Source organism: Streptomyces litmocidini (assembly GCF_014649755.1).
Classification (GTDB): Bacteria; Actinomycetota; Actinomycetes; order Streptomycetales; family Streptomycetaceae; genus Streptomyces; species Streptomyces litmocidini.
Genome location: NZ_BMTQ01000017.1, coordinates 36,527 through 61,097 on the forward strand (window position 1 = coordinate 36,527; position 24,571 = coordinate 61,097).

The window sequence follows — 24,571 nt, forward strand, 5'->3', positions numbered from 1 at the left end:
TCCTCGTACCACGGGGGCCGGGGCGTCAGCCGCCGAACTCCTCCAGGCCCTTCAGCGCCTGGTCGAGCAGGGCCTGACGGCCCTCCAGCTCGCGCGACAGCTTGTCGGCCTTGGCGTCGTTGCCGGCCGCGCGGGCGGCGTCGATCTGCTTGCGCAGCTTCTCGACGGCGTCCTGGAGCTGGCCGGTCAGACCCGCGGCACGCGCACGCGCCTCCGGGTTCGTCCGGCGCCACTCGGCCTCCTCGGCCTCCTGGATCGCCCGCTCCACCGCGTGCATCCGGCCCTCGACCTTGGGACGGGCGTCACGCGGGACGTGGCCGATGGCCTCCCAGCGCTCGTTGAGGGAACGGAAGGCCGCGCGCGCCGCCTTCAGGTCCGTCACCGGCACCAGCTTCTCGGCCTCGGCCGCGAGGTCCTCCTTCAGCTTGAGGTTCTCGGTCTGCTCCGCGTCCCGCTCGGCGAAGACCTCGCCGCGCGCCGCGAAGAAGACGTCCTGGGCGCCGCGGAAGCGGTTCCACAGGTCGTCCTCGTGCTCGCGCTGGGCGCGGCCGGCCGCCTTCCAGTCCGCCATCAGTTCGCGGTAGCGGGCCGCCGTGTTGCCCCAGTCCGTGGAGTTCGACAGCGACTCCGCCTCGGCGACCAGACGCTCCTTCGCCTTGCGGGCGTCCTCGCGCTGGGCGTCCAGGGACGCGAAGTGGGCCTTGCGGCGCTTCGAGAACGCCGAACGGGCGTGCGAGAAGCGGTGCCACAGCTCGTCGTCGGACTTGCGGTCGAGCCGGGGAAGGCCCTTCCAGGTGTCCACGAGCGCCCGCAGCCGCTCGCCCGCGGAACGCCACTGCTCGCTCTGGGCCAGCTCCTCGGCCTCGGAGACCAGCTTCTCCTTGGCGGCACGCGCCTCGTCGGTCTGCTTGGCCTTCTGGGCCCTGCGCTCCTCGCGGCGCGAGTCGACCGTCTCGACGAGCTTGTCGAGGCGGGCCGAGAGCGCGGCCAGGTCGCCGACGGCGTGGTGCTCGTCGACCTGGTGCCGGATGTGCTCGATCGCCGCGGTGGCGTCCTTCGCCGAGAGGTCGGTGGTCCTCACCCGCTTCTCGAGGAGGCCGATCTCGACAACCAAGCCCTCGTACTTGCGCTCGAAGTAGGCCAGGGCCTCCTCAGGGGTGCCGGCCTGCCACGATCCGACGACCTTCTCGCCCTCGGCCGTCCGCACGTACACGGTGCCCGTCTCGTCGACGCGGCCCCACGGGTCGCTGCTCACAGCGCCTCCTCACCATGATGCCGTCGCGGGGTCGTACCCCCCGGGCATCGTCCACAGTTTCCCGGCGGGCCTCGCCCGCCTTCCGCAGCGCGGCCGACGGCCCACGCTGCACAACGCCAATCTAGGCGAACGGCGGCCCGGCTGTCCGCACTCAGCGCGACCGAGATTCGGCGGCCGCGCGCGCGTGCTCACGAAAGGTCAGGCGCGCGTGCGGACGAGCGGGCTCACTTCTTCGCGACGGTCGCCTTCTCGATGGTGACGGGCTTCTTCGGAGCACCGTCCGTCGCACCGCCCTCGACGCCCGCCTTCGCCACGTCCTGGACCGCCTCGAGGCCGGCCGCGTCGATCTTCCCGAAGGGGGTGTAGGTCGGCGGCAGCTTGGTGTCCTTGTAGACGAGGAAGAACTGCGAGCCGCCGGATCCCGGCTGCCCGGTGTTGGCCATCGCGACGGTGCCGGCCGGGAAGGTCACGGTGCCGTCCGCGCCCGCCTTGCCGAGGGCGCCCAGGTTCTCGTCGGGGATCGTGTAGCCGGGGCCGCCGGTGCCGTCGCCCTTGGGGTCGCCGCACTGGAGCACGTAGATGCCCTGGGTCGTGAGGCGGTGGCACTTGGTCCCGTCGAAGTACTTCTTGTCCGCGAGGTGCTTGAACGAGTTCACCGTGTGCGGGGTCTTCGCCGCCTCCATGGTGATCGTGATGTCGCCCTCGTTCGTCTTCAGGGCCATCGCGTACGTGGCCTTCGTGTCCACGGTCAGCTTCGGCTCCGGGCTCTTCGACTCGCTCTCCGTGGGCGTCGGGGTGCCGGTCGGGTTCTCGGCCGCCGCGCCGTCCGATCCCTTCGAGGAGTCGTCCGTCAGCGCCACGGAGGCGTACACGGCGCCGCCCGCGGCCAGCACCACCGCGAGGGCGGCCGCGATGACGGTGTTGCGGCGCTTCGCCTTGCGCCGGTTCTCCTCCCGCCGCTGCTGCTGCCGCGCGTACTTCTCCCTGGCAAGCTGCCGCCGCCGCTGATCGCTGGTGACCACCGGGTCCGCTCCTTGTCGCTCGTCTGTTCCTGTCCTGGCCGGATGTGCCCGTACCGTATACGGGTTGGCTGTGGAAGCGGCACCGCCGGTAGGCTCTGATCTGCCGCATTCCGTGTTTCCACGAGTTCCGCGCCTCCGTGCCGGACGACCCTAAGGACGAACGTGCTGATTGCCGGGTTCCCCGCCGGGGCCTGGGGGACCAACTGCTATCTGGTCGCCCCCGCCGCAGGCGAGGAGTGCGTGATCATCGACCCCGGCCACCAGGCCGCTCAGGGTGTCGAGGAGACGCTGAAGAAGCATCGGCTCAAGCCCGTCGCCGTCGTCCTCACCCATGGACACATCGACCACGTCGCCTCCGTCGTTCCGGTGTGCGGCGCCCATGACGTCCCCGCGTGGATCCACCCGTCCGACCGCTACATGATGAGCGACCCGGAGAAGGCCCTCGGCCGCTCCATCGGGATGCCCCTCATGGGCGAGCTGACCGTGGGAGAGCCCGACGACGTGCGCGAGCTCACCGACGGCGCCCGGCTGAAGCTCGCCGGTCTGGAGTTCTCCGTCGCCCACGCGCCCGGTCATACCAAGGGGTCGGTGACCTTCCGGATGCCCGAGACCGCGGAGATCCCCTCCGTGTTCTTCTCCGGGGATCTGCTGTTCGCCGGCTCCATCGGACGCACCGACCTTCCCGGCGGTGACATGGACGAGATGCTCGCGTCGCTGGCCCGCGTGTGCCTGCCGCTCGACAACTCGACCGTGGTCCTGTCGGGACACGGTCCCCAGACGACCATCGGCCAGGAGCGCGCCACGAACCCCTATCTGAGGGACGTGGCCGCCGGCCTCGGGAGCGCGGACGCTCCCCGACGAGGAATGTGACGAGAATTTCGTGAGCACCTTCAAGGCCCCCAAGGGCACGTACGACCTGATCCCGCCGCGCTCGGCGAAGTTCCTGGCCGTGCGCGACACGATCGCCGCCCAGGTGAAGAACGCCGGCTACGGCTACGTCGAGACGCCCGGCTTCGAGGACGTCAGCCTCTTCTCCCGCGGTGTCGGCGAGTCCACCGACATCGTCAGCAAGGAGATGTACACCCTCACGACGAAGGGCGGCGACCAGCTCGCCCTGCGTCCCGAGGGCACCGCCTCCGTGCTGCGCGCGGCCCTGGAGGCCAACCTGCACAAGCAGGGCAACCTCCCGGTCAAGCTCTGGTACTCGGGCTCGTACTACCGCTACGAGCGCCAGCAGGCGGGCCGCTACAGGCACTTCTCGCAGGTCGGCGCCGAGGCCATCGGCACGGAGGACCCGGCGCTCGACGCCGAGCTGATCATCCTGGCCGACCAGGCGTACCGCACCCTCGGCCTGCGCGACTACCGCATCCTGCTGAACTCCCTCGGCGACAAGGAATGCCGCCCCGTCTACCGCGAGGCCCTGCAGACCTTCCTGCGCGGCCTCGACCTCGACGAGGAGACCCTGCGCCGCGCCGAGATCAACCCGCTGCGCGTCCTCGACGACAAGCGGGCCGACGTCCAGAAGCAGCTGGTCGACGCGCCGCTCCTGCGCGACTACCTGTGCGACGCGTGCAAGGCGTACCACGAGGAGGTGCGCGCCCTGATCACCGCGGCGGGCGTCGTCTTCGAGGACGACCCGAAGCTGGTGCGCGGCCTGGACTACTACACCCGGACCACCTTCGAGTTCGTGCACGGCGGTCTCGGCTCGCAGTCCGCGGTCGGCGGCGGCGGCCGCTACGACGGCCTCTCCGAGATGATCGGCGGCCCCGCGCTGCCGTCGGTGGGCTGGGCGCTCGGCGTGGACCGCACGGTCCTCGCCCTGGAGGCGGAGGGCGTCGAGCTCGACCTCCCCGCGGCCACCAGCGTCTTCGCCGTCGCCCTCGGCGAGGAGGCCCGCCGGCTCCTCTTCGGCAAGGTCACCGAGCTCCGCAGGGCCGGCGTCGCCGCCGACTTCTCCTTCGGCGGCAAGGGCCTCAAGGGCGCCATGAAGGACGCCAACCGCTCGGGCGCCCGCCTCGCCGTCGTCGCCGGTGAGCGCGACCTGGCCGAGGGCGTCGTGCAGCTCAAGGACATGGAGTCCGGCGAGCAGCAGGCCGTCGCCCTGGACGGTCTCGTCGAGGCCGTCCGGGCCAGGCTGGCCTGATCCGACGCGGGGAAGGGCCCGGACCACACCGTGGTCCGGGCCCTTCCTTATCCTCCGCGAACGGCCCGACGACAGGTCCGTGTTGCAGAATGACCGTGCCCACAAGGCCGGTCGAGCGAGGGAAAAGGTGACATGGCGAAGGCAGCGGAGGACGAGATCGCGTCCGGCCGGGACGGCGACGGCACGATCGGGGCGAGCCGGGCCCTCTCCTGGCTCCTCGTGATCACCGGAGCGGCCGGGCTGCTCGCCGCCTGGGTCATCACCATCGACAAGTTCAAGCTCCTGGAGGACCCGAACTTCACCCCGGGCTGCAGCCTCAACCCGATCGTCTCCTGCGGCAACATCATGAAGAGCGAGCAGGCCTCGGTCTTCGGCTTCCCGAACCCGATGCTCGGCCTCGTCACGTACGGCATGGTGGTCGCGATCGGCGTGGGCCTGCTCGCCGGAGCCCGCTACCGCGGCTGGTACTGGCTCGGCCTCAACGCCGGGACGCTCTTCGGCGTCGGCTTCTGCACCTGGCTGATGTACCAGTCGCTGTACGAGATCAACTCGCTCTGCCTGTGGTGCTGCCTGGCCTGGACCGCCACCATCGTCATGTTCTGGTACGTGACCTCGCACAACGTGCGCCGCGGCGTCATCCCCGCCCCCGCCGGCCTGAAGACCTTCTTCGACGAGTTCACCTGGATCCTGCCCGTCCTGCACATCGGGATCATCGGCATGCTGATCCTGACCCGCTGGTGGGACTTCTGGACGGGCTGAGCCGTGACGGCTCTGTCGGTGTCCTGACTTAGGCTTCGTCACTGTGGAGCCCGACCTCTTTACCGCAGCAGCCGAAGACCGCCAGGAGAAGGACCCGTCCAGCAGCCCCCTGGCCGTCCGGATGCGCCCCCGCACCCTCGACGAGGTGGTGGGCCAGCAGCACCTGCTCAAGCCCGGGTCGCCGCTGCGCCGGCTCGTCGGCGACGGTGACGGCGGTCCCGCCGGCGCCTCCTCGGTGATCCTCTGGGGCCCGCCGGGCATCGGGAAGACCACCCTCGCGTACGTCGTCTCGAAGGCCACGAACAAGCGCTTCGTGGAGCTCTCCGCGATCACCGCCGGCGTCAAGGAGGTCCGGGCCGTCATCGACGGCGCCCGGCGCGCGGTCGGCGGCTTCGGCAAGGAGACCGTCCTCTTCCTCGACGAGATCCACCGCTTCTCCAAGGCCCAGCAGGACTCGCTCCTGCCGGCCGTCGAGAACCGCTGGGTCACGCTGATCGCCGCCACCACGGAGAACCCGTACTTCTCCGTGATCTCCCCGCTCCTCTCCCGCTCCCTGCTCCTCACCCTGGAGCCGTTGACCGACGAGGACCTGAAGGGCCTGATGGCCCGGGCCCTCACCGACGAGCGGGGGCTCGGCGGGGCCGTGACCCTGCCGGAGGACGCCGAGGCGCACCTCCTGCGCGTCGCGGGCGGCGACGCCCGGCGGGCCCTGACCGCCCTGGAGGCGGCGGCCGGCGCGGCGATCGCCAAGGGCGAGGCGGAGATCACCCTGCAGACCGTCGAGGAGACCGTCGACCGCGCGGCCGTGAAGTACGACCGGGACGGCGACCAGCACTACGACGTGGCCAGCGCGCTCATCAAGTCGATCCGCGGCTCGGACGTGGACGCGGCCCTGCACTATCTGGCGCGGATGATCGAGGCGGGGGAGGACCCGCGCTTCATCGCCCGCCGGCTCATGATCTCCGCGAGCGAGGACATCGGCCTCGCCGACCCCAACGCCCTGCCGATCGCCGTCGCCGCCGCCCAGGCCGTCGCCATGATCGGCTTCCCCGAGGCGGCCCTCACCCTGAGCCACGCCACCATCGCCCTGGCGCTGGCCCCGAAGTCGAACGCGGCGACGACCGCGATCGGTGCCGCCCTCGCCGACGTGCGGGGCGGCCTGGCGGGCGCGGTCCCGCCGCACCTGCGCGACGGCCACTACAAGGGCGCGGCCAAGCTCGGCCACGCACAGGGCTATGTGTACCCCCACGACGTGCCGGGCGGCATCGCGGCCCAGCAGTACGCGCCGGACACGATCCACGGCCGCCGGTACTACGAGCCCACCCGCTACGGCGCGGAGGCGAGATACGCGGACGTGGTGGAGCGGGTGAGGGAACGGCTGAGGGGCGAGGGGGGCTAGCGGGCGTCTTGCCGCTCAGGCCCCGGAGAGCCGGCGGTGCGAGCGCGCCCTCCGGAGCCGGTACACTGGTCCGGATCGCTGCGTCCCGTGTCCGACCCCGGTCGGCACCACCAGAACGGGACAGTCAGCAGGAGACCCGGCCCTCGGGCGGGGTTTCCAGGAGCGTCGCGCACCTTCGAAGGTGTCGCGTGCCACCCATCACCACCCGGATTCCCGGGAACGGCGATGGGTCGTTCGCGTGCTGCACGTATGTGCCCAGACCCGGGAGCGGCTGCCCGACAGGTCCGTCCCGACGGACCGGACGGGTTTTCCGGGCTGCGGATGCGACCTCCCTAACCCTGGTGAAGCCGTATTCGTTCAGATAGAGAGGTTGGTTCATGCCGAACCAGTCCCGTCCCAAGGTCAAGAAGTCGCGTGCCCTCGGCATCGCGCTGACCCCCAAGGCCGTCAAGTACTTCGAGGCCCGCCCCTACCCGCCGGGCGAGCACGGCCGTGGCCGCAAGCAGAACTCGGACTACAAGGTCCGTCTGCTCGAGAAGCAGCGTCTGCGCGCCCAGTACGACATCAGCGAGCGCCAGATGGCGCGCGCCTACGACCGCGCCAAGAAGGCCGAGGGCAAGACGGGCGAGGCGCTGGTCGTCGAGCTCGAGCGTCGCCTCGACGCCCTGGTCCTGCGTTCGGGCATCGCCCGCACCATCTACCAGGCCCGCCAGATGGTCGTCCACGGCCACATCCAGGTCAACGGCCAGAAGGTCGACAAGCCGTCCTTCCGCGTCCGTCCGGACGACGTCGTCATGGTCCGCGAGCGCAGCCGCACCAAGCCGCTGTTCGAGATGGCCCGTGAGGGTGGCTTCGCCGCCGACGGCGAGACCCCGCGCTACCTGCAGGTCAACCTGAAGGCCCTGGCCTTCCGCCTCGACCGCGACCCGAACCGCAAGGAAATCCCGGTCATCTGCGACGAGCAGCTGGTCGTCGAGTACTACGCCCGCTGATCCCAGTACCGGCGCAGTACCACCCCCGCGGTGTTCAGCCCGCCGCTTCCCCGCCCTTTCCGGTGGGGGAGCCGGCGGGCTTCCGCTTTCCCGGGACCGCCGCCGACCGGGACCGGGCCGTGCGGAACGGGCGCGGAGCCGCCGCGTCCGCCGGGCCGCCGGGCGCCACCGGCTCCCGGTCCCCGGCGAGCGCGCGCTCCACGACCTCGTCGAGCGGGAGACCCCGGCCCGTCCGGACCGCGGCGCCGAACGCCTCCGCGCCCAGGGCCTCCGTGGCCCGCTGCTCGCACAGTGCCCGCGGGCCGTCGAAGGCCTCCGAGCCGAAGAGGCGGACGCCCACCGTGTCCCACACCGGCTCCGCCGCCCCCTGGAGGACCGCGGCCTCCACCGGATCGCCCTCGCTCACCGTCACGAGCGCGAGCAGTTCGATCGCCAGGACGAGACCGACCAGGTCGCGGAAGGCATGATTGATCGAGACGCACTCGGTGAGCAGCTCCCGCGCCTCCCCGTACGCGCCCCGGGTCCACGCCGAGAAGGCGAGGACGTACAGGGCGTAGGCCCGGGTCCAGAGCTCCCCGCGCTCCTCGCAGACCTCCCGGACCTCCCGGCAGATCGCGACCGCCCCCTCCAGGTCGCCCCGGAAGGCCCGCGCCATCGCCACCTCGACCTGCCCCATCAGCACGTTGCTGTTCAGCTCGCCGAGCTCCCGGTAGGAGTCGAGCGCCCGCCCGATCAGCGTCTCGGCCCGCGGCAGCTCGTCCGAGAGCAGCGCGAGGCAGCCCATCCGGTGCGTCGCGTACGCCTCCGCCAGCGCGTTCCGCGAGGAGCGGGCCCGTTCCCCGCACTCGTGGAGCGCCGCCACCGCCGCCGTGCCGTCCCCCTGCAGGACCGTCACGTACCCGAGCACCCACAGCGCCTTGAGCCGGGCCTCCTCGTGCCCCGACTCGAGTGCGAGCGCCCGCTCCAGCCAGTGCCGGCCCTCCGACAGGCGCCCGCAGCCCACCCAGGCGAACCAGAGCGTGCCCGCCAGGTGCTGGGCGAGGTGCGCGTCCTCGGGGAGTTCGAGGCACAGGTCGAGCGCCGCCCGCAGATTGGGCAGCGCCGCGTCCGTGCGGGCCGCCACCTCCGCCTGGCGCGGACTGAACCACTCCAGCTCGCACCAGGTGGCCAGGCCCATGTACCAGTCGCGGTGCCGTCGCCGCAGCCGCTCGGTGTCGCCGAGCGCCGCCAGCCACTCCGCCCCGTACGCCGCGACCGTGTCCAGGAGCCGGTAGGCGGGGCCCGCGGGCGTGTCCTCCCGTGACACCAGCGACTGCGCGAGCAGGCTCCCGAGGAGGTCCAGGACCCGCTCCGGGGGCAGTTCCCGGCTCCCGCACACGTACTCCACCGCCTCCAGGTCGAAGGGGCCGGCGAAGACGGAGAGCCGCGCCCAGAGCAGCCGCTCCTCCGGGGTGCACAGCTCGTGGCTCCAGCCGATCGCGGTGCGCAGCGTCTGGTGGCGGGGGAGCGCCCCGCGCCCGCCGCCCGTCAGGAGCCGGAAGCGGTCGTCGAGGCGGTGCAGCACCTGCTCGACCGAGAGGAGGGGGAGACGGCCGGCCGCCAGTTCGAGGGCGAGCGGGATCCCGTCGAGCCGCCGGCACAGCTCGCGCACGGCCTCCGGCCCGCTCCCCGAGGCCGTCCGCGGGCCGGCCTCCGAACCCGCCCGCGGCCCCGTTCCCGAACCCGCCCGCGGTCCGGCCGCGGCGAAGCCCGGTGCGCCCGGAGTCCCGGGGAGACCCCCGGCCCCCGGCGCGCCCGGAGCCGTGCAGGGCTCCACCGGCACCGGCGCGCCCGCCTCCGCCGCCCGCTCGGCGAGGAGCGCCACCGCGTCCGCCTCGCCCATCGGGGCCAGCGGGAACACCGTCTCGCCCGCCACGCGCAGGGGCCGCCGGCCGGCCGCGAGCACGCTGAGCCCGGGCGCGTGGGCGAGGAGGTCCCGCAGCAGCGGCGCGCAGCTCTCCACCAGGTGCTCGAAGCCGTCCACCACGAGCAGCATCCGCCGCTCCGCGAGGTGCTCGATCAGCACCTCGCGCGGGGCCTTCGGCGTGTGGTCGGTCAGGCCGAGGGCCTCCACCAGGGCGTGCGCGACCAGATCGGAGTCGCGCAGCGGCGCGAGCCCGGCGAGCCGGACCTCCTCGCCGTAGCGTTTCTGCGCCCCCGCGGCAGCCCGCAGCGCCAGCCGCGTCTTGCCGACCCCTCCCACACCCACGACCGTGACCAGGCGGGACGTCTCCAGGAGCGCCGTCAGCGCGGCCTGCTCGGCGGCCCGTCCGACGAACCGGTTCAGCTCCGCCGGGAGATTGCTCCGTCGCATGGGACACGGAGCGTACTCATCCCCGCGCGCTCCGTACAATCGAGATCCCGTAACTCCCGCCCCACGGGCGGTAATGCGGTACGGCGGGACAGCCCGGGCGCGATAGGGTCGGGGGACGACTTCCACAAGGACCAACGACAGCAGAGAGCGGTGCACAGTGACCGGTGGAGAGGTTGCCGGGATCCTGGTGGCCGTGTTCTGGGCGATCCTCGTCTCCTTCCTCGCCGTGGCACTGGTGAGGCTGGCGCAGACGCTCAGGGCGACCACCAAGCTGGTGGCGGACGTGACCGAACAGGCCGTTCCCCTGCTGGCCGAAGCGTCCGCGACCGTGCGCTCGGCGCAGACCCAGCTCGACCGGGTCGACGCCATCGCCTCGGACGTCCAGGAGGTCACCTCCAACGCCTCCGCGCTCTCCACGACCGTCGCCTCCACCTTCGGCGGCCCGCTCGTCAAGGTGGCCGCCTTCGGCTACGGCGTCCGCAAGGCGCTGGGCCGGGGCCGCGAGGCGCAGGACGCGCCGCGGTCCGGCGACCGCCGTGCTGTGATCGTCGGCCGTACCGTGCCGTCCTCGCGACGCCGGAAGCAGAAGGGCTGAGCCGCGATGTTCCGCCGCACGTTCTGGTTCACGGCCGGCGCAGCCGCCGGCGTGTGGGCCACCGCCAAGGTCAACCGGAAACTGAAGCAGCTGACCCCCGAGAGCCTCGCCGCCCAGGCGGCGAACAAGGCCGTCGAGACCGGGCACCGGCTCAAGGACTTCGCCCTCGACGTGAGGGCGGGCATGCTCCAGCGCGAGGCCGAGCTGGACGAGGCCCTCGGCCTGGCCGCACCCGTCGAGCCGGACCGGGAGCTCCCGGAGCCGCGCCGGAGGACCGCGCTCGGCCCGGCCGCGCGCCCGGCCCCCCATTCGTTTTCCAAGATGCCTACGAGTTCGTACAACCGGAATGAGGACCACTGATGGAGTCGGCTGAAATCCGCCGCCGCTGGCTGAGCTTCTTCGAGGAGCGCGGGCACACCGTCGTCCCTTCGGCGTCGCTCATCGCGGACGACCCGACTCTGCTGCTCGTCCCCGCCGGCATGGTGCCGTTCAAGCCCTACTTCCTGGGCGAGGTCAAGCCGCCCTTCACGCGCGCCTCCAGCGTGCAGAAGTGCGTGCGCACGCCGGACATCGAGGAGGTCGGCAAGACCACCCGGCACGGCACGTTCTTCCAGATGTGCGGCAACTTCTCCTTCGGCGACTACTTCAAGGAAGGCGCCATCAAGCTCGCCTGGGAGCTGCTGACCACCCCGGTGGAGCACGGCGGCTACGGGCTGGAGCCGGAGAAGCTCTGGATCACCGTCTACCTGGAGGACGACGAGGCCGAGCGCATCTGGCGCGACGTCGTCGGCGTCCCGGCCGAGCGCATCCAGCGCCTCGGCAAGAAGGACAACTACTGGTCGATGGGCGTCCCCGGCCCCTGCGGCCCGTGCTCCGAGATCAACTACGACCGCGGCCCCGAGTTCGGCGTCGAGGGCGGCCCGGCCGTCAACGACGAGCGGTACGTGGAGATCTGGAACCTGGTCTTCATGCAGTACGAGCGCGGTGAGGGCTCCGGCAAGGAGGACTTCCCGATCCTGGGCGAGCTGCCGTCGAAGAACATCGACACGGGCCTCGGCCTGGAGCGCCTGGCGATGATCCTCCAGGGCGTCCAGAACATGTACGAGACGGACACCCTCAAGGTCGTCATCGACAAGGCCACCGAGCTCACCGGCGTCGACTACGGCAAGGCCCACGACAGCGACGTCTCGCTCCGCGTGGTCGCCGACCACATGCGCACCTCCGTGATGCTCATCGGCGACGGCGTCACCCCGGGCAACGAGGGCCGCGGCTACGTGCTGCGCCGCATCATGCGCCGCGCCGTCCGCAACATGCGCCTGCTGGGCGCCACCGGCCCGGTCGTCCAGGACCTCGTCACCACCGTGATCGACACCATGGGCGAGCAGTACCCGGAGCTGATCACCGACCGCAAGCGCATCGAGACCGTCGCCCTCGCCGAGGAGGCCGCCTTCCTGAAGGCCCTCAAGGGCGGCACCAACATCCTCGACACCGCCGTCACCGAGACCAAGGCCGCCGGCGGCACGGTCCTCGCCGGCGAGAAGGCCTTCCTGCTCCACGACACCTGGGGCTTCCCGATCGACCTCACCCTGGAGATGGCCGCCGAGCAGGGCCTCTCCGTGGACGAGGACGGCTTCCGCCGCCTGATGAAGGAACAGCGGGACCGCGCCAAGGCCGACGCCAAGGCCAAGAAGACCGGCCACGCCGACATGACCGCGTACCGGGAGATCGCCGACAGCAACGGCGCCACCCAGTTCACGGGCTACACCAACACCGAGGGCGAGACCACGGTCGTCGGCCTCCTCGTGAACGGCGTTTCCTCGCCGGCCGCCTCCGAGGGCGACGAGGTCGAGGTCGTCCTCGACCGCACCCCGTTCTACGCCGAGGGCGGCGGCCAGATCGCCGACCAGGGCCGCATCAAGCTGCACAGCGGTGCCGTCATCGAGGTCCGCGACGTCCAGCAGCCGGTTCCGGGCGTCTCGGTCCACAAGGGCTCCGTGCAGGTCGGCGAGGTGACCGTGGGCGCCACCGCCTACGCCGCCATCGACGTCAAGCGCCGCCGGGCCATCGCCCGCGCCCACTCGGCCACGCACCTGACGCACCAGGCCCTGCGCGACGCGCTCGGCCCGACGGCCGCCCAGGCCGGTTCCGAGAACCAGCCCGGCCGCTTCCGCTTCGACTTCGGCTCGCCGAACGCCGTTCCCGGCGCGGTCCTCACCGACGTCGAGCAGAAGATCAACGAGGTCCTCGCGCGCGAGCTGGACGTCCACGCCGAGGTCATGCCGATCAACGAGGCCAAGCGCCAGGGCGCCATCGCCGAGTTCGGCGAGAAGTACGGCGAGCAGGTGCGCGTCGTCACCATCGGCGACTTCTCCAAGGAGCTGTGCGGCGGCACGCACGTCGGCAACACCGCCCAGCTGGGCCTGGTGAAGCTGCTCGGCGAGTCGTCCATCGGTTCCGGCGTGCGCCGCATCGAGGCCCTCGTCGGCGTCGACGCGTACAACTTCCTCGCCAAGGAGCACACGGTCGTCGCCCAGCTCCAGGAGCTCGTCAAGGGCCGCCCGGAGGAGCTGCCGGAGAAGATCTCCACCATGCTCGGCAAGCTGAAGGACGCCGAGAAGGAGATCGAGAAGTTCCGCGCGGAGAAGGTCCTCCAGGCCGCCGCCGGCCTCGTCGACTCCGCCCGCGACATCCGCGGCGTCGCCCTCGTCACCGGGCAGGTCCCGGACGGCACCGGCGCCGACGACCTCCGCAAGCTCGTCCTGGACGTGCGCGGACGCATCTCCGGCGGCCGCCCGGTCGTCGTGGCCCTGTTCACCACGGTCAACGGCAAGCCGCTGACGGTCATCGCCACCAACGAGGCCGCCCGCGAGCGCGGTCTCAAGGCCGGCGAGCTGGTCCGCACGGCCGCCAAGACCCTCGGCGGCGGTGGCGGCGGCAAGCCGGACGTCGCCCAGGGCGGCGGCCAGAACCCGGAGGCCGTCGGCGAGGCCATCGCCGCCGTCGAGCGCCTCGTGGTGGAGACGGCGTGACGATGCGCCGCGGCCGCCGTCTCGCGGTCGACGTCGGGGACGCCCGGATCGGGGTCGCCTCGTGCGACCCCGACGGGGTCCTCGCGACGCCGGTGGAGACCGTGCCGGGACGTGACGTCCCGGCCGCCCACCGGCGGCTCCGCCAGATCGTCGAGGAGTACGAGCCGATCGAGGTCGTCGTGGGCCTGCCCCGCTCGCTCAGCGGGCGCGAGGGTCCCGCCGCGACCAAGGTCCGGGCCTTCGCGCGGGAGATGGCGAAGGGCATCGCCCCGGTGCCGGTCCGGCTGGTCGACGAGCGGATGACCACCGTCACCGCGACCCAGGGCCTGCGGGCCTCGGGCGTGAAGGCGAAGAAGGGGCGGTCCGTCATCGACCAGGCCGCCGCCGTGATCATCCTTCAGAACGCTCTTGAGTCCGAACGGGTATCAGGTAATCCGCCCGGCGAGGGCGTCGAAGTGGTCATCTGATCGCGATACGGTAACGTTCCGCGCGATGCGGCGGTGTTCGAACAGCTGCCGCGCTACGTAGAGGCGGATCGTCCGGAAGCCTCGCGGCTGTTTGGGGATCGATGACTGAGTATGGCCGGGGCCCGGGCTCCGAACCGTGGCACCCTGGGGACCCGCTCTACGGGGACCAGGGGTGGGAGGGCCAGCAGCAGTACCCGCACCCGCAGCAGGCGAGCCAGTACGGCCACGACGGCCAGGGCTACGCGGACCCGTACGGCCAGGGCGGTCACGCCGACCAGGGCTACGGGGGCGACCCGTACCACCAGCAGGGGCAGCAGTACCAGCAGCCGCAGTACGAGCAGCAGCCGCAGTACGAGCAGCAGCCGCAGTACGAGCAGCCCCCGCAGCAGTACGCCGACCCCCAGTACCCGCAGCAGTACGAGACGGGGTACGCGGGCGGAGGCTACGACACGCCCGGGCACCTCGGACAGCAGTACGACGGCAACTGGGAGAGCGGCCAGGCGGCGATGGCCTACGGCGCGCCCCCGGCCGATCCGTACGGCGGCCAGAACCCGGACCTCTACGGCACGCCCGAGGCCTACCCGCCGCCCCAGCCGCCCGGCCGCCGGCAGCACCCGCCGGAGCCGGTCGTCGACTGGGCGCCGGAGGAAGAGGCGCACCCGGAGCCGGAGGAGGAGAAGCACCCCTTCTTCACCGGCGACGACGACGCGGACGACGACCGCGACGAGGAGCCGGGACGCGGCCGCGGCCCCCGTGACGACGACCGGGAGCGCCGGAGCAAAGCGAAGAAACGCAAAGGCAAGAACGGCGTGGCCTGCCTGGTCGTCGCCCTCGTCCTGGTCGGCGGCGTCGGCGGCATCGGCTACTTCGGCTACCAGTTCTGGCAGGGAGAGTTCGGTGCGGCGCCCGACTACACGGGCAGCGGCAGCGGCGAGGTCCAGGTCGAGATCCCGAAGTCCGCGGGCGGCTACGAGATCGGCAACATCCTCAAGAAGGCCGGTGTCGTCAAGAGCGTCGACGCCTTCGTCTCGGCGCAGCAGAAGAACCCCCGGGGCCTCTCGATCCAGGCGGGCGCCTACACGCTGAAGAAGGGGATGTCGGCGGACAGCGCGGTCACGCTGATGCTGAACCCGGCCAGCCAGGCCAACCTGATCATCCCCGAGGGCAAGCGGAACGCCTGGGTCTACGAGAAGCTCGACGAGCGCCTCGACCTCAAGCCGGGCACCACCAAGGAGATCGCGTTCGCAAAGGCGGACTCCCTCGGGCTGCCCGACTGGGCGAAGAACCACGAGGAACTCAAGGACCCGCTGGAAGGATTCCTCTTCCCCGCGAGCTACCCGGTCGCCAAGGGCAGCAAGCCCGAGGACGCGCTGCGCAAGATGGTGTCCCGCGCCAACCAGGAGTACACCAAGCTGGACCTGGCGGCGAAGGCGAAGGGACTCGGCGTCAAGGACCCGTGGGAGCTCCTCACGGTCGCGAGCCTGGTCCAGGCGGAGGGCAAGACCCACGACGACTTCCGCAAGATGGCGGAGGTCGTCTACAACCGCCTGAAGCCGGAGAACCGGGAGACCTTCCAGCTGCTCCAGTTCGACTCGACCCTCAACTACCTGAAGGGCCAGAGCGAGATCGAGATCTCGGAGCAAGAGGCGAACACGAACACCGACCCGTACAACACGTACAAGCACAAGGGGCTGCCGCCGGGACCGATCGGCAACCCGGGCGACGACGCGCTGGCCGCCATGCTCAACCCCACGAACGACGGCTGGCTCTACTTCGTCGCCACCGACGGCATGAACAAGACCGAGTTCGCGAAGACCCTGGCCGAGCACCAGAAGCTGGTCGACAAGTTCAACGAGTCGAGGAAGAACTGATGGCGACAGCACACCGGGCGGCCGTTCTGGGCTCGCCCATCGCCCACTCCCTCTCCCCGGTCCTGCACCGGGCCGCGTACGCCGCGCTCGGGCTCGACGACTGGTCGTACGACCGCTTCGAGGTCGACGAGGCGGCGCTGCCCGGATTCGTGACGGAGCTGGACGAGACCTGGGCCGGACTCTCGCTGACCATGCCGCTCAAGCGGGCGATCATCCCGCTGCTCGACGAGGTCAGCGACACGGCCGCCTCCGTGGAGGCCGTCAACACCGTCGTCCTCCGCGGGGACGGGCGCCGGATCGGCGACAACACCGACATCCCCGGCATGATCGCCGCGCTCGGCGAGCGCGGCGTCGAGAAGGTGGAGTCGGCGGCCGTCCTCGGCGCCGGCGCCACCGCCTCCTCCGCGCTCGCCGCCCTCGCCCGGATCTGCGCGGGCCCCGTCACCGCGTACGTACGGAGCGAGGCGCGGGCCGAGGAGATGCGCGGCTGGGGCGAGCGGCTCGGCGTGGACGTCCGCACCGCCGACTGGGAGCGGGCGGCGGAGGCCTTCGACGCGCCGCTGGTCATCGCGACCACCCCCGCCGGCACCACGAACGCCCTCGCGACCGCCGTCCCCGACGACGTCGGCACCCTCTTCGACGTGCTGTACGACCCCTGGCCGACCCCGCTCGCCGCCGCCTGGTCGGAGCGCGGCGGGAAGGTCGTCGGCGGCCTCGACCTCCTGGTCCACCAGGCGGTCCTCCAGGTCGAGCAGATGACGGGCGTCCCGAAGGGCCCGCTCGCGGCCATGCGGGCGGCGGGGGAGCAGGCGCTGGCGGCTCGGTAGGCTCCCCTTCGCACCGAGCGGATCACGGGGGAGCGGTAGTGGACACGGGCGGGGAACTCGTACTGGCGTCGCGGTGGAGCGTGTCCTGGGACGTCGCGCGCCTGGTCTTCGCGGCGTTCCACCACTCCCTCCCCGAATGGGTGAGGTATCCGCTGCTCGCGCTGGGCTGCACCGTGGTCGTTCACCTCGGCCTCGACCGGCTGCGCGAGCGGTTCGGCGCGCCCCTGGAGGAGGGCGGGGCCGACGGCGAGGGCGGCGAGGCCGTCCGGGAGAGCGGGGCCGACGTCCGATAGCTGGACCGGAGCGCGGGTTCACCCCCCGGACGTGGGAGGATCGGGGGTGGCGGGCCAGGGCCGCGCACCCGGTCGTGCCGTCGCAGTGCCAGGCGCGAGCATGAGGAGCATCGTTGAGCAGGTTGCGTTGGCTGACCGCTGGGGAATCCCACGGACCCGCGCTGGTCGCGACCCTTGAGGGTCTGCCCGCCGGAGTCCCGGTCACCACTGAGCTGGTGGCGGACCACCTCGCGCGGCGACGCCTCGGCTACGGGCGCGGCGCCCGCATGAAGTTCGAGCAGGACGAGGTCACCTTCCTCGGCGGCGTCCGGCACGGCCTCTCCCTCGGCTCCCCGATCGCCGTCATGGTCGGCAACACCGAGTGGCCCAAGTGGGAGAAGGTCATGTCGGCCGACCCGGTCGACCCCACGGAGCTGAAGGAGACGGGCCGCAACGCGCCCCTGACCCGGCCCCGGCCCGGCCACGCCGACCTCGCCGGCATGCAGAAGTACGGCTTCGACGAGGCCCGGCCGATCCTGGAGCGCGCCAGCGCCCGGGAGACCGCCGCCCGTGTCGCCCTCGGCGCCGTCGCCCGGTCCTTCCTCAAGGAGGCCGCCGGCATCGAGATCGTCTCGCACGTGGTGGAGCTGGCCGCCGCCAAGGCGCCGTACGGCGTCTACCCGACCCCCGCCGACGTCGAGAAGCTCGACGCCGACCCGGTCCGCTGCCTCGACGCCGACGCGTCGAAGGCGATGGTCGCGGAGATCGACCAGGCCCACAAGGACGGCGACACCCTCGGCGGCGTCGTCGAGGTCCTCGCCTACGGGGTGCCCGTCGGGCTCGGTTCGCACGTCCACTGGGACCGGCGCCTCGACGCCCGGCTCGCCGCCGCCCTCATGGGCATCCAGGCCATCAAGGGCGTCGAGGTCGGCGACGGCTTCGACCTCGCCCGCGTGCCCGGTTCGAAGGCGCACGACGAGATCGTCCGCACCGAGGACGGCATCAAGCGCACCTCCGGCCGCTCCGGCGGCACCGAGGGCGGTCTGACCACCGGCGAACTGCTGCGCGTCCGCGCCGCGATGAAGCCGATCGCGACCGTGCCGCGCGCCCTGGCCACGATCGACGTCGCCACCGGCGAGGCCGCGGCCGCCCACCACCAGCGCTCCGACGTGTGCGCCGTCCCGGCCGCCGGGATCGTCGCCGAGGCGATGGTCGCGCTGGTCCTGGCGGACGCGGTCGTCGAGAAGTTCGGCGGCGACAGCGTCCCCGAGACCCGCCGCAACGTGCGGTCGTACCTCGACAACCTGAACATCCGGTGACCGCCGGACCCCTGGTCGTCCTCGTCGGGCCCATGGGCTCCGGCAAGTCCACGGTGGGCGCGCTCCTGGCCGAACGGCTCGGCGCGCCCTACCGGGACACCGACGCCGACATCGTCGCCGCCGAAGGACGCGAGATCTCCGACATCTTCGTCGAGGACGGCGAGGAGCACTTCCGCGCCCTGGAGCGGGCCGCCGTCGCCACGGCCGTCGCCGAGCACGAGGGCGTCCTCGCCCTCGGCGGCGGCGCGATCCTGGACGCCGGGACCCGCGCCCTGCTCGCCGGGCTGCCCGTCGCGTACCTCTCGATGGACGTCGAGGAGGCGGTCCGTCGCGTCGGCCTGAACACCGCGCGGCCCCTGCTCGCCGTCAACCCGCGCCGCCAGTGGCGCGAGCTGATGGAGGCGCGCCGCCATCTGTACACCGAAGTCGCACGGGTCGTCGTCGCCACGGACGACCGCACCCCCGAAGAGGTCGCCCAGGCGGTCCTCGACGCACTGGAGTTGAAGGACGTATGACGGACCAGGACCAGGTGACCCGCATCCAGGTCGGCGGTTCCGCGGGCACCGACCCGTACGAGGTACTGGTCGGGCGGCAGCTCCTCGGCGAGCTCCCCGGCCTGATCGGCGCCCAGGCCAAGCGGGTCGCCGTGATCCACCCGGAGGCGCTCGCCGACACCGGCGAGGCGCTCCGCGCCGACCTCGCCGACCAGGGCTACGAGGCCGTCGCCATCCAGGTGCCGAACGCCGAGGAGGCGAAGACCGCCGAGGTCGCCGCCTACTGCTGGAAGGCGCTGGGCCAGACCGGCTTCACCCGCAGCGACGTCGTCGTCGGCGTCGGCGGCGGGGCCACCACGGACCTCGCCGGGTTCGTGGCCGCCACCTGGCTGCGCGGCGTGCGGTGGATCGCCGTGCCGACCACGGTCCTGGCCATGGTGGACGCGGCCGTCGGCGGCAAGACGGGCATCAACACCGCCGAGGGCAAGAACCTCGTCGGCGCCTTCCACCCGCCCGCCGGGGTCCTGTGCGACCTCGCGGCGCTCGACTCGCTGCCGGTGCACGACTACGTCAGCGGTCTCGCGGAGATCATCAAGGCCGGCTTCATCGTCGACCCGGTGATCCTCGACCTCATCGAGGAGGACCCGCAGGCCGCCCGCACCCCGGCCGGCCCGCACACCGCCGAGCTGCTCGTCCGCTCGATCAAGGTCAAGGCCGAGGTCGTCTCCGGCGACCTCAAGGAGTCCGGCCGCCGGGAGATCCTCAACTACGGCCACACCCTCGCCCACGCCATCGAGAAGAACGAGCGGTACAAGTGGCGCCACGGTGCCGCCGTCTCCGTCGGCATGGTCTTCGCCGCCGAGCTCGGCCGCCTCGCGGGGCGGCTCGACGACGCCACCGCCGACCGGCACCGGACGATCCTGGAGTCCGTCGGCCTGCCGCTCACCTACCGCGGCGACCAGTGGCCGAAGCTCCTGGAGACGATGCGGGTCGACAAGAAGTCCCGCGGCGACCTGCTCCGCTTCATCGTCCTCGACGGGATCGGCAAGCCGACCGTCCTGGAGGGCCCCGACCCGGCCGTCCTGATCGCGGCCTACGGCGAGGTGTCGGCGTGAGCGAGGCGCGTCCGGGCCGCCCGGTCCTCGTGCTGAACGGCCCGAACCTGGGCCGTCTCGGCTCCCGCGAGCCCGACATCTACGGCGCGACCTCCTACAAGGGTCTCGTCGAGTCCTGCCGGAGCCTCGGCGCGGAGCTCGGCTTCGACGTCGAGGTGCGGGAGACCAACGACGAGGGCGAGATGATCCGCTGGCTCCACGAGGCCGCGGACGGCTCGATCCCCGTGGTGATCAACCCCGGCGCCTTCACGCACTACGCGTACGGGATGCGGGACGCCGCCGCCCAGCGGACCGCCCCGCTGATCGAGGTGCACATCTCGAACCCGTACGCCCGCGAGGAGTTCCGGCACACCTCGGTCGTGGCGGCCGTGGCGACCGGCACGGTCGCCGGGTTCGGGATCGGCTCCTACCGGCTGGCGCTGCGGGCGCTCGCCGAGGAGCTCACCGACTGACGGGGCCCGACAGGGCACCAGGGGGAGTCCCCGGCCGTTCCCCCCGTGGGGGCCGGGGGCGGTAACGTTCCGCCGTCCACGGACACACCGGTCCGGGGATCCGACAGGCGTACGAGACGGAGTGGCACCGGATGCAGCACGCAGTGGGGGGCCCGCTGCCACCGCCCGAGCGGTCGGGCCGGACGACCGGCACCGGACCGGGACCCGCGCCCGGCGCCGGTGGCGGGGACCTCGGCGGGCAGCCGCCCGTTCCTCCGCCGGTCCCGCCGGGCGCCCCGTACCCGGGCCCGACGTCCGGGCCCCGGCCCGGTGCGCACCCGCCGGCCCGGGCCGGCGCCCCCCGGCCCCCGCACGCCCCGCCGCCCCCGTCGCCCGGAGCGGGCTGGAGCGGCCCCGGGGGCATACCGCAGCACCCGGCGGCCCCCCAGCACCCCGCGGCACCCCACCCGGCCGGCGCGCCGCGTCCTGGTGCCCCGCAGCACCCGGGGACTCCGCAGCGCCCCGCCGCGGGACCGCAGCACCCGGGGGCCCCGCAGCACCCGGGAGCCCCGCAGCGCCAAGGGGGCCCGCAGTACCCCTCCTCCGCCCCGCCGCGCGCGGACCTGACCGGGCACGTGCCGCTGCCGCCCGTGAGCGCGCCCCTCGCGCCGCCCGCCGAGCACGGCGCGGGGACCGGCGCGGCCACCCTCGCCGTCCTGCTCATCGGCCCCGCGGGCGCGGGCAAGACGACCGTCGCCCGGCACTGGGCGCAGCGCCGCCGCGTGCCCACCGCGCACATCAGCCTCGACGACGTCCGCGAGTGGGTCTGCTCCGGCTTCGCCGACCCGCAGTCCGGCTGGAACGAGCACTCCGAGGCGCAGTACCGGCTGGCCCGCCGCACCTGCGGCTTCGCCGCGCGCAACTTCCTCGCCAACGGCATCTCCTGCATCGTCGACGACGCCGTCTTCCCGGACCGGCCCGTCGTCGGACTCGGCGGCTGGAAGCGGCACGTCGGCCCCGGTCTGCTGCCCGTCGTCCTGCTGCCCGGCCTGGAGGTCGTCCTGGAGCGCAACGCCGAGCGCAGCGGCAACCGGCGCCTCTCGGACGAGGAGGTCGCCGCCATCCACGGCCGGATGGCCGGCTGGTACGGCTCCGGCCTGCCGATCATCGACAACTCCACGTACGACGTCGAGACCACCGCGCGCGTCCTCGACGACGTCCTCGCCCGCGCGATCGCCAGCCCGCCCACCTGGTGACCCCGCCCGGTCGGCTCTTCTGAACAGGACGCCCCGCCGCCACGCTCGTAGGCTCGGAAGCATGTCAGAGGTGTATGCGGACCGCCGTGTACGGCTGCGCGACCGGTGCGCGGCCGCGGGCAGCCCGGCGGCCCTGGTCTCCCGCCCCGCCAACGTCCGCTATCTCGCGGGTGGTTCACCGCCCGGCGCCGTCCTGCTCGTCGGGCCGGAGCCGGAGACGGACGTCCTGCTCTGCCCCGTCGCGCCCGGTGGCGAACCGGCCGACGGGCGGCTCGACGAGCTGCTCCGGCAGCAGGTGCTGCCCGCCGGAGGAGGCGATCCGGCGGTCACCGCCGTCGACCTCGCCCGCCGGGCCGGAGCCGACGCGCTCGCGGTCGAGGAACACCACCTGACCGTGGCCCGGCACCGGGCCATGGGCTCCGCCGCCCCCGCGCTGCACCTCTCCGACCTCGCCTGCGCCGTCGAGCAGCTCAGGATCGTCAAGGACGAGGACGAGATCGCCTGCCTGCGGATCGCGGCGGAGATCGCCGACCAGGCCCTCGGCGAGCTCCTGGAGTCGATCCTCGTGGGGCGGACCGAGCGCCACCTCGCCCTGGAGCTGGAGCGTCGGCTCGTCGACCACGGTGCCGACGGGGCCGCCTTCCCCACCTCGGTGGGGACCGGGCCGCACTCCGGGCGCCGCGGCCACCGGCCCACCGACCGCCGGGTCGAGGAGGGCGACTTCCTCTCCGTCTGCCTGGGCGCCGACTACCGCGGCTACCGGTGCGAGATCGGCCGCACCTTCGTCATCGGCACCACCCCCGCCGACTGGCAGATCGAGCTGTACGAGCTCGTCTTCGCCGCTCAGCGCGCCGGACGCGAGTCCCTCGCACCCGGCGCCGAGTACCGGGACGTGGACCGGGCGGCCCGCCAGATCCTGGACGCCGCGGGGCACACGGAGGCCGCCGTGCCCCTGACCGGGCACGGAGTGGGGCTCGAAATCGACGAGGACCCGCAGATCTCGCCCTCGGCCATGGGTAAACTGGACGCTTGTGTGCCGGTCACCGTCGAACCGGGGGTCCACCTCCCGGGCCGGGGCGGAGTCCGGATCGATGACACGCTCGTCGTGCGCCAGGAGGCGGACGGCGGACCCGAGCTACTCACCATCACGACCAAGGAGCTGCTCGCGCTGTGAGGCGCGTACGCCTCCTCGGTCCCACGTCAGTCCAGGAGATTCCGCAACCGTGGCTTCCACGAACGACCTCAAGAACGGCATGGTGCTCAAGCTCGAAGGCGGCCAGCTCTGGTCCGTCGTCGAGTTCCAGCACGTCAAGCCCGGCAAGGGCCCGGCCTTCGTGCGCACCAAGCTCAAGAACGTGCTGTCCGGCAAGGTCGTCGACAAGACCTTCAACGCCGGGGTGAAGGTCGACACGGCCAACATCGACCGCCGCGACATGCAGTTCTCCTACATGGACGGCGACTACTTCGTCTTCATGGACATGGAGACCTACGACCAGCTGCACGTCGACCGCAAGGCCGTCGGCGACGCCGCCAACTTCCTCATCGAGGGCTTCACCGCCTCGGTCGCGCAGCACGCGGGCGAGGTGCTCTACGTCGAGCTCCCGGCCGCCGTCGAGCTGACCATCCAGCACACCGACCCGGGCGTCCAGGGCGACCGCTCCACCGGCGGCACCAAGCCGGCCACCCTGGAGACCGGCCACGAGATCCAGGTCCCGCTCTTCGTCACCACCGGTGAGAAGGTCAAGGTCGACACCCGCGACAGCAGCTACCTCGGCCGGGTGAACAAGTAACCGTGGCCGCTCGGAGCAAGGCCCGCAAGCGCGCCTTCCAGATCCTCTTCGAGGCGGACCAGCGCGGTGCCTCCGTCCAGGAGGTCCTCGCGGACCAGATCCGGCACGCGCGGTCGGACGACCGCCAGCCGCCGGTCAACGACTTCACCATGCAGCTCGTCGAGGGGTACGCGGCCCACGTGGCGCGGATCGACGAGCTCATCGCGACCTACGCGGTGGACTGGGACCTCGACCGGATGCCCGTCGCCGACCGGAACATCGTGCGCCTCGGCGCCTACGAGCTGATCTGGGAGGACGAGACGCCCGACGCGGTCGCGATCGACGAGGCGGTGCAGCTCGCCAAGGAGTTCTCCACCGACGAGTCCCCGACCTTCGTCAACGGTCTCCTTGGACGCTTCAAGGACCTGAAGCCGCGCCTTCGCCGGGACGCGGACGTCTAGTCCCGTACGGCACGCGAAGGGGCCCGCAGCACTCGGTGCTGCGGGCCCCTTCGTGGTCTCCCGCGGGAGGCGGTGAAGCACCGGGCCCGTGGACGTCGGATGACGTCCACGGGCCCGGCGGTACGTTTCTGCTGTGCCCCGGTAAGGCCTCAGCTCTCCTCGTGGGCGACCGCGCGGCGCGCGTCCGCGTCCAGGACGCCCCAGCTGATCAGCTGCTCGGTGAGGACCGAGGGGGACTGGTCGTAGATGACGGCGAGGGTGCGCAGGTCGTCCTGGCGGATCGACAGCACCTTGCCGTTGTAGTCGCCGCGCTGCGACTGGATCGTCGCCGCGTAGCGCTGGAGCGGGCCCGCCTTCTCCTGCGGGACGTGGGCCAGGCGCTCCAGGTCGAGGACCAGCTTCGGCGGCGGCTCGGCGGCGCCGCCGGGGGTCGTGCCCGGCAGGAGCTCCTGCACCGGCACCCCGTAGAAGTCCGCCAGCTCGGCAAGGCGCTGCACGGTCACCGCGCGGTCCCCGCGCTCGTACGAGCCGACCACGACCGCCTTCCAGCGGCCCTGGGACTTCTCCTCCACCCCGTGGAGGGAGAGACCCTGCTGGGTGCGGATGGCGCGGAGTTTGGCCCCGAGCTGCTTTGCGTATTCGCTGGACATAACGCTCCCGGACGCTGTGACGACATGCGGCTGCGCCGCGCGGCTGGTAACTCACTGTGAGGTTACGCAGCGTTACACCCACCCGTCAAGCC

General features: G+C 72.3%; 24 protein-coding genes. 20 read left to right on the forward strand and 4 right to left on the reverse strand.

Features of this window, described 5'->3' with window-relative positions; translation table 11 throughout:
* Positions 1–25: 25 nt before the first annotated feature.
* Complete coding sequence (locus IE180_RS29070; protein ID WP_190159936.1) at positions 26–1,255, reverse strand: DUF349 domain-containing protein; 1,230 nt, start codon at positions 1,253–1,255, stop codon at positions 26–28.
* Positions 1,256–1,479: 224 nt separating this feature from the next.
* Positions 1,480–2,277: a peptidylprolyl isomerase gene (locus tag IE180_RS29075; RefSeq protein WP_190159937.1), complete on the reverse strand. Its 798-nt coding sequence runs from the start codon at positions 2,275–2,277 to the stop codon at positions 1,480–1,482.
* A 162-nt stretch (positions 2,278–2,439) separates the two neighbouring features.
* On the opposite strand from IE180_RS29075, the gene IE180_RS29080 reads away from it, so the two are divergent.
* The 5 genes from IE180_RS29080 to rpsD all read left to right on the forward strand — a co-directional run bounded on the left by IE180_RS29080 (position 2,440) and on the right by rpsD (position 7,570).
* On the forward strand, positions 2,440–3,147 hold the full coding sequence (locus IE180_RS29080; protein WP_190159938.1) for an MBL fold metallo-hydrolase: 708 nt from the start codon (positions 2,440–2,442) through the stop codon (positions 3,145–3,147).
* 10 nt (positions 3,148–3,157) lie between these two features.
* The gene (hisS, locus tag IE180_RS29085) at positions 3,158–4,420 is read left to right on the forward strand and encodes a histidine--tRNA ligase (RefSeq protein ID WP_190159939.1); all 1,263 of its coding nucleotides are present in this window, start codon (positions 3,158–3,160) and stop codon (positions 4,418–4,420) included.
* A gap of 132 nt (positions 4,421–4,552) precedes the next feature.
* The gene (locus IE180_RS29090) at positions 4,553–5,179 is read left to right on the forward strand and encodes a vitamin K epoxide reductase family protein (RefSeq protein ID WP_190159940.1); all 627 of its coding nucleotides are present in this window, start codon (positions 4,553–4,555) and stop codon (positions 5,177–5,179) included.
* Positions 5,180–5,222: 43 nt separating this feature from the next.
* Positions 5,223–6,578 (forward strand): replication-associated recombination protein A, encoded by a 1,356-nt coding sequence (locus IE180_RS29095; RefSeq protein ID WP_190159941.1) that lies wholly within the window; start codon positions 5,223–5,225, stop codon positions 6,576–6,578.
* A gap of 377 nt (positions 6,579–6,955) precedes the next feature.
* On the forward strand, positions 6,956–7,570 hold the full coding sequence (gene rpsD, locus IE180_RS29100; protein ID WP_190159942.1) for a 30S ribosomal protein S4: 615 nt from the start codon (positions 6,956–6,958) through the stop codon (positions 7,568–7,570).
* A gap of 34 nt (positions 7,571–7,604) precedes the next feature.
* Here the strand turns inward: rpsD and IE180_RS29105 are convergent, their stop codons facing one another.
* Positions 7,605–9,923 (reverse strand): ATP-binding protein, encoded by a 2,319-nt coding sequence (locus IE180_RS29105; protein ID WP_190159943.1) that lies wholly within the window; start codon positions 9,921–9,923, stop codon positions 7,605–7,607.
* Positions 9,924–10,080: 157 nt separating this feature from the next.
* Between IE180_RS29105 and IE180_RS29110 the strand changes: the two genes are divergently transcribed.
* The 15 genes from IE180_RS29110 to nusB all read left to right on the forward strand — a co-directional run bounded on the left by IE180_RS29110 (position 10,081) and on the right by nusB (position 23,829).
* Positions 10,081–10,518 (forward strand): DUF948 domain-containing protein, encoded by a 438-nt coding sequence (locus IE180_RS29110; protein WP_190159944.1) that lies wholly within the window; start codon positions 10,081–10,083, stop codon positions 10,516–10,518.
* 6 nt (positions 10,519–10,524) lie between these two features.
* Positions 10,525–10,878: a DUF6167 family protein gene (locus tag IE180_RS29115; RefSeq protein ID WP_190159945.1), complete on the forward strand. Its 354-nt coding sequence runs from the start codon at positions 10,525–10,527 to the stop codon at positions 10,876–10,878.
* Positions 10,878–13,547, forward strand: a complete 2,670-nt coding sequence (gene alaS, locus IE180_RS29120) for an alanine--tRNA ligase (RefSeq protein WP_190159946.1) — start codon at positions 10,878–10,880, stop codon at positions 13,545–13,547. Before IE180_RS29115 ends, alaS begins: the two co-directional genes overlap by 1 nt.
* 2 nt (positions 13,548–13,549) lie before the next feature.
* Positions 13,550–14,014: a Holliday junction resolvase RuvX gene (ruvX, locus tag IE180_RS29125; RefSeq protein WP_030693079.1), complete on the forward strand. Its 465-nt coding sequence runs from the start codon at positions 13,550–13,552 to the stop codon at positions 14,012–14,014.
* A gap of 101 nt (positions 14,015–14,115) precedes the next feature.
* Positions 14,116–15,885 (forward strand): endolytic transglycosylase MltG, encoded by a 1,770-nt coding sequence (mltG, locus tag IE180_RS29130; protein ID WP_190159947.1) that lies wholly within the window; start codon positions 14,116–14,118, stop codon positions 15,883–15,885.
* Complete coding sequence (locus tag IE180_RS29135) at positions 15,885–16,712, forward strand: shikimate dehydrogenase (protein ID WP_190159948.1); 828 nt, start codon at positions 15,885–15,887, stop codon at positions 16,710–16,712. The genes mltG and IE180_RS29135 overlap by 1 nt, the downstream gene beginning before the upstream one ends.
* 38 nt (positions 16,713–16,750) lie before the next feature.
* Positions 16,751–17,005 (forward strand): hypothetical protein, encoded by a 255-nt coding sequence (locus IE180_RS29140; RefSeq protein WP_190159949.1) that lies wholly within the window; start codon positions 16,751–16,753, stop codon positions 17,003–17,005.
* 113 nt (positions 17,006–17,118) lie between these two features.
* Entirely contained in the window at positions 17,119–18,303 is a 1,185-nt protein-coding gene (gene aroC / locus IE180_RS29145; RefSeq protein ID WP_229861000.1) for a chorismate synthase, read from the forward strand.
* Positions 18,300–18,818, forward strand: a complete 519-nt coding sequence (locus IE180_RS29150) for a shikimate kinase (protein ID WP_093877082.1) — start codon at positions 18,300–18,302, stop codon at positions 18,816–18,818. Before aroC ends, IE180_RS29150 begins: the two co-directional genes overlap by 4 nt.
* Positions 18,815–19,912: a 3-dehydroquinate synthase gene (aroB, locus tag IE180_RS29155; RefSeq protein WP_190159950.1), complete on the forward strand. Its 1,098-nt coding sequence runs from the start codon at positions 18,815–18,817 to the stop codon at positions 19,910–19,912. Before IE180_RS29150 ends, aroB begins: the two co-directional genes overlap by 4 nt.
* Positions 19,909–20,364: a type II 3-dehydroquinate dehydratase gene (locus IE180_RS29160; RefSeq protein WP_190159951.1), complete on the forward strand. Its 456-nt coding sequence runs from the start codon at positions 19,909–19,911 to the stop codon at positions 20,362–20,364. The genes aroB and IE180_RS29160 overlap by 4 nt, the downstream gene beginning before the upstream one ends.
* Positions 20,365–20,495: 131 nt before the next feature.
* Positions 20,496–21,599 (forward strand): AAA family ATPase, encoded by a 1,104-nt coding sequence (locus tag IE180_RS29165; RefSeq protein ID WP_190159952.1) that lies wholly within the window; start codon positions 20,496–20,498, stop codon positions 21,597–21,599.
* Positions 21,600–21,660: 61 nt separating this feature from the next.
* Complete coding sequence (locus IE180_RS29170; RefSeq protein WP_190159953.1) at positions 21,661–22,773, forward strand: aminopeptidase P family protein; 1,113 nt, start codon at positions 21,661–21,663, stop codon at positions 22,771–22,773.
* 49 nt (positions 22,774–22,822) lie between these two features.
* The gene (gene efp, locus IE180_RS29175) at positions 22,823–23,389 is read left to right on the forward strand and encodes an elongation factor P (protein ID WP_190159954.1); all 567 of its coding nucleotides are present in this window, start codon (positions 22,823–22,825) and stop codon (positions 23,387–23,389) included.
* A gap of 2 nt (positions 23,390–23,391) precedes the next feature.
* Positions 23,392–23,829: a transcription antitermination factor NusB gene (gene nusB / locus IE180_RS29180; protein ID WP_093877087.1), complete on the forward strand. Its 438-nt coding sequence runs from the start codon at positions 23,392–23,394 to the stop codon at positions 23,827–23,829.
* 149 nt (positions 23,830–23,978) lie between these two features.
* Here the strand turns inward: nusB and bldD are convergent, their stop codons facing one another.
* Positions 23,979–24,479: a transcriptional regulator BldD gene (gene bldD / locus IE180_RS29185; protein ID WP_005319862.1), complete on the reverse strand. Its 501-nt coding sequence runs from the start codon at positions 24,477–24,479 to the stop codon at positions 23,979–23,981.
* Positions 24,480–24,571 lie beyond the last annotated feature (92 nt).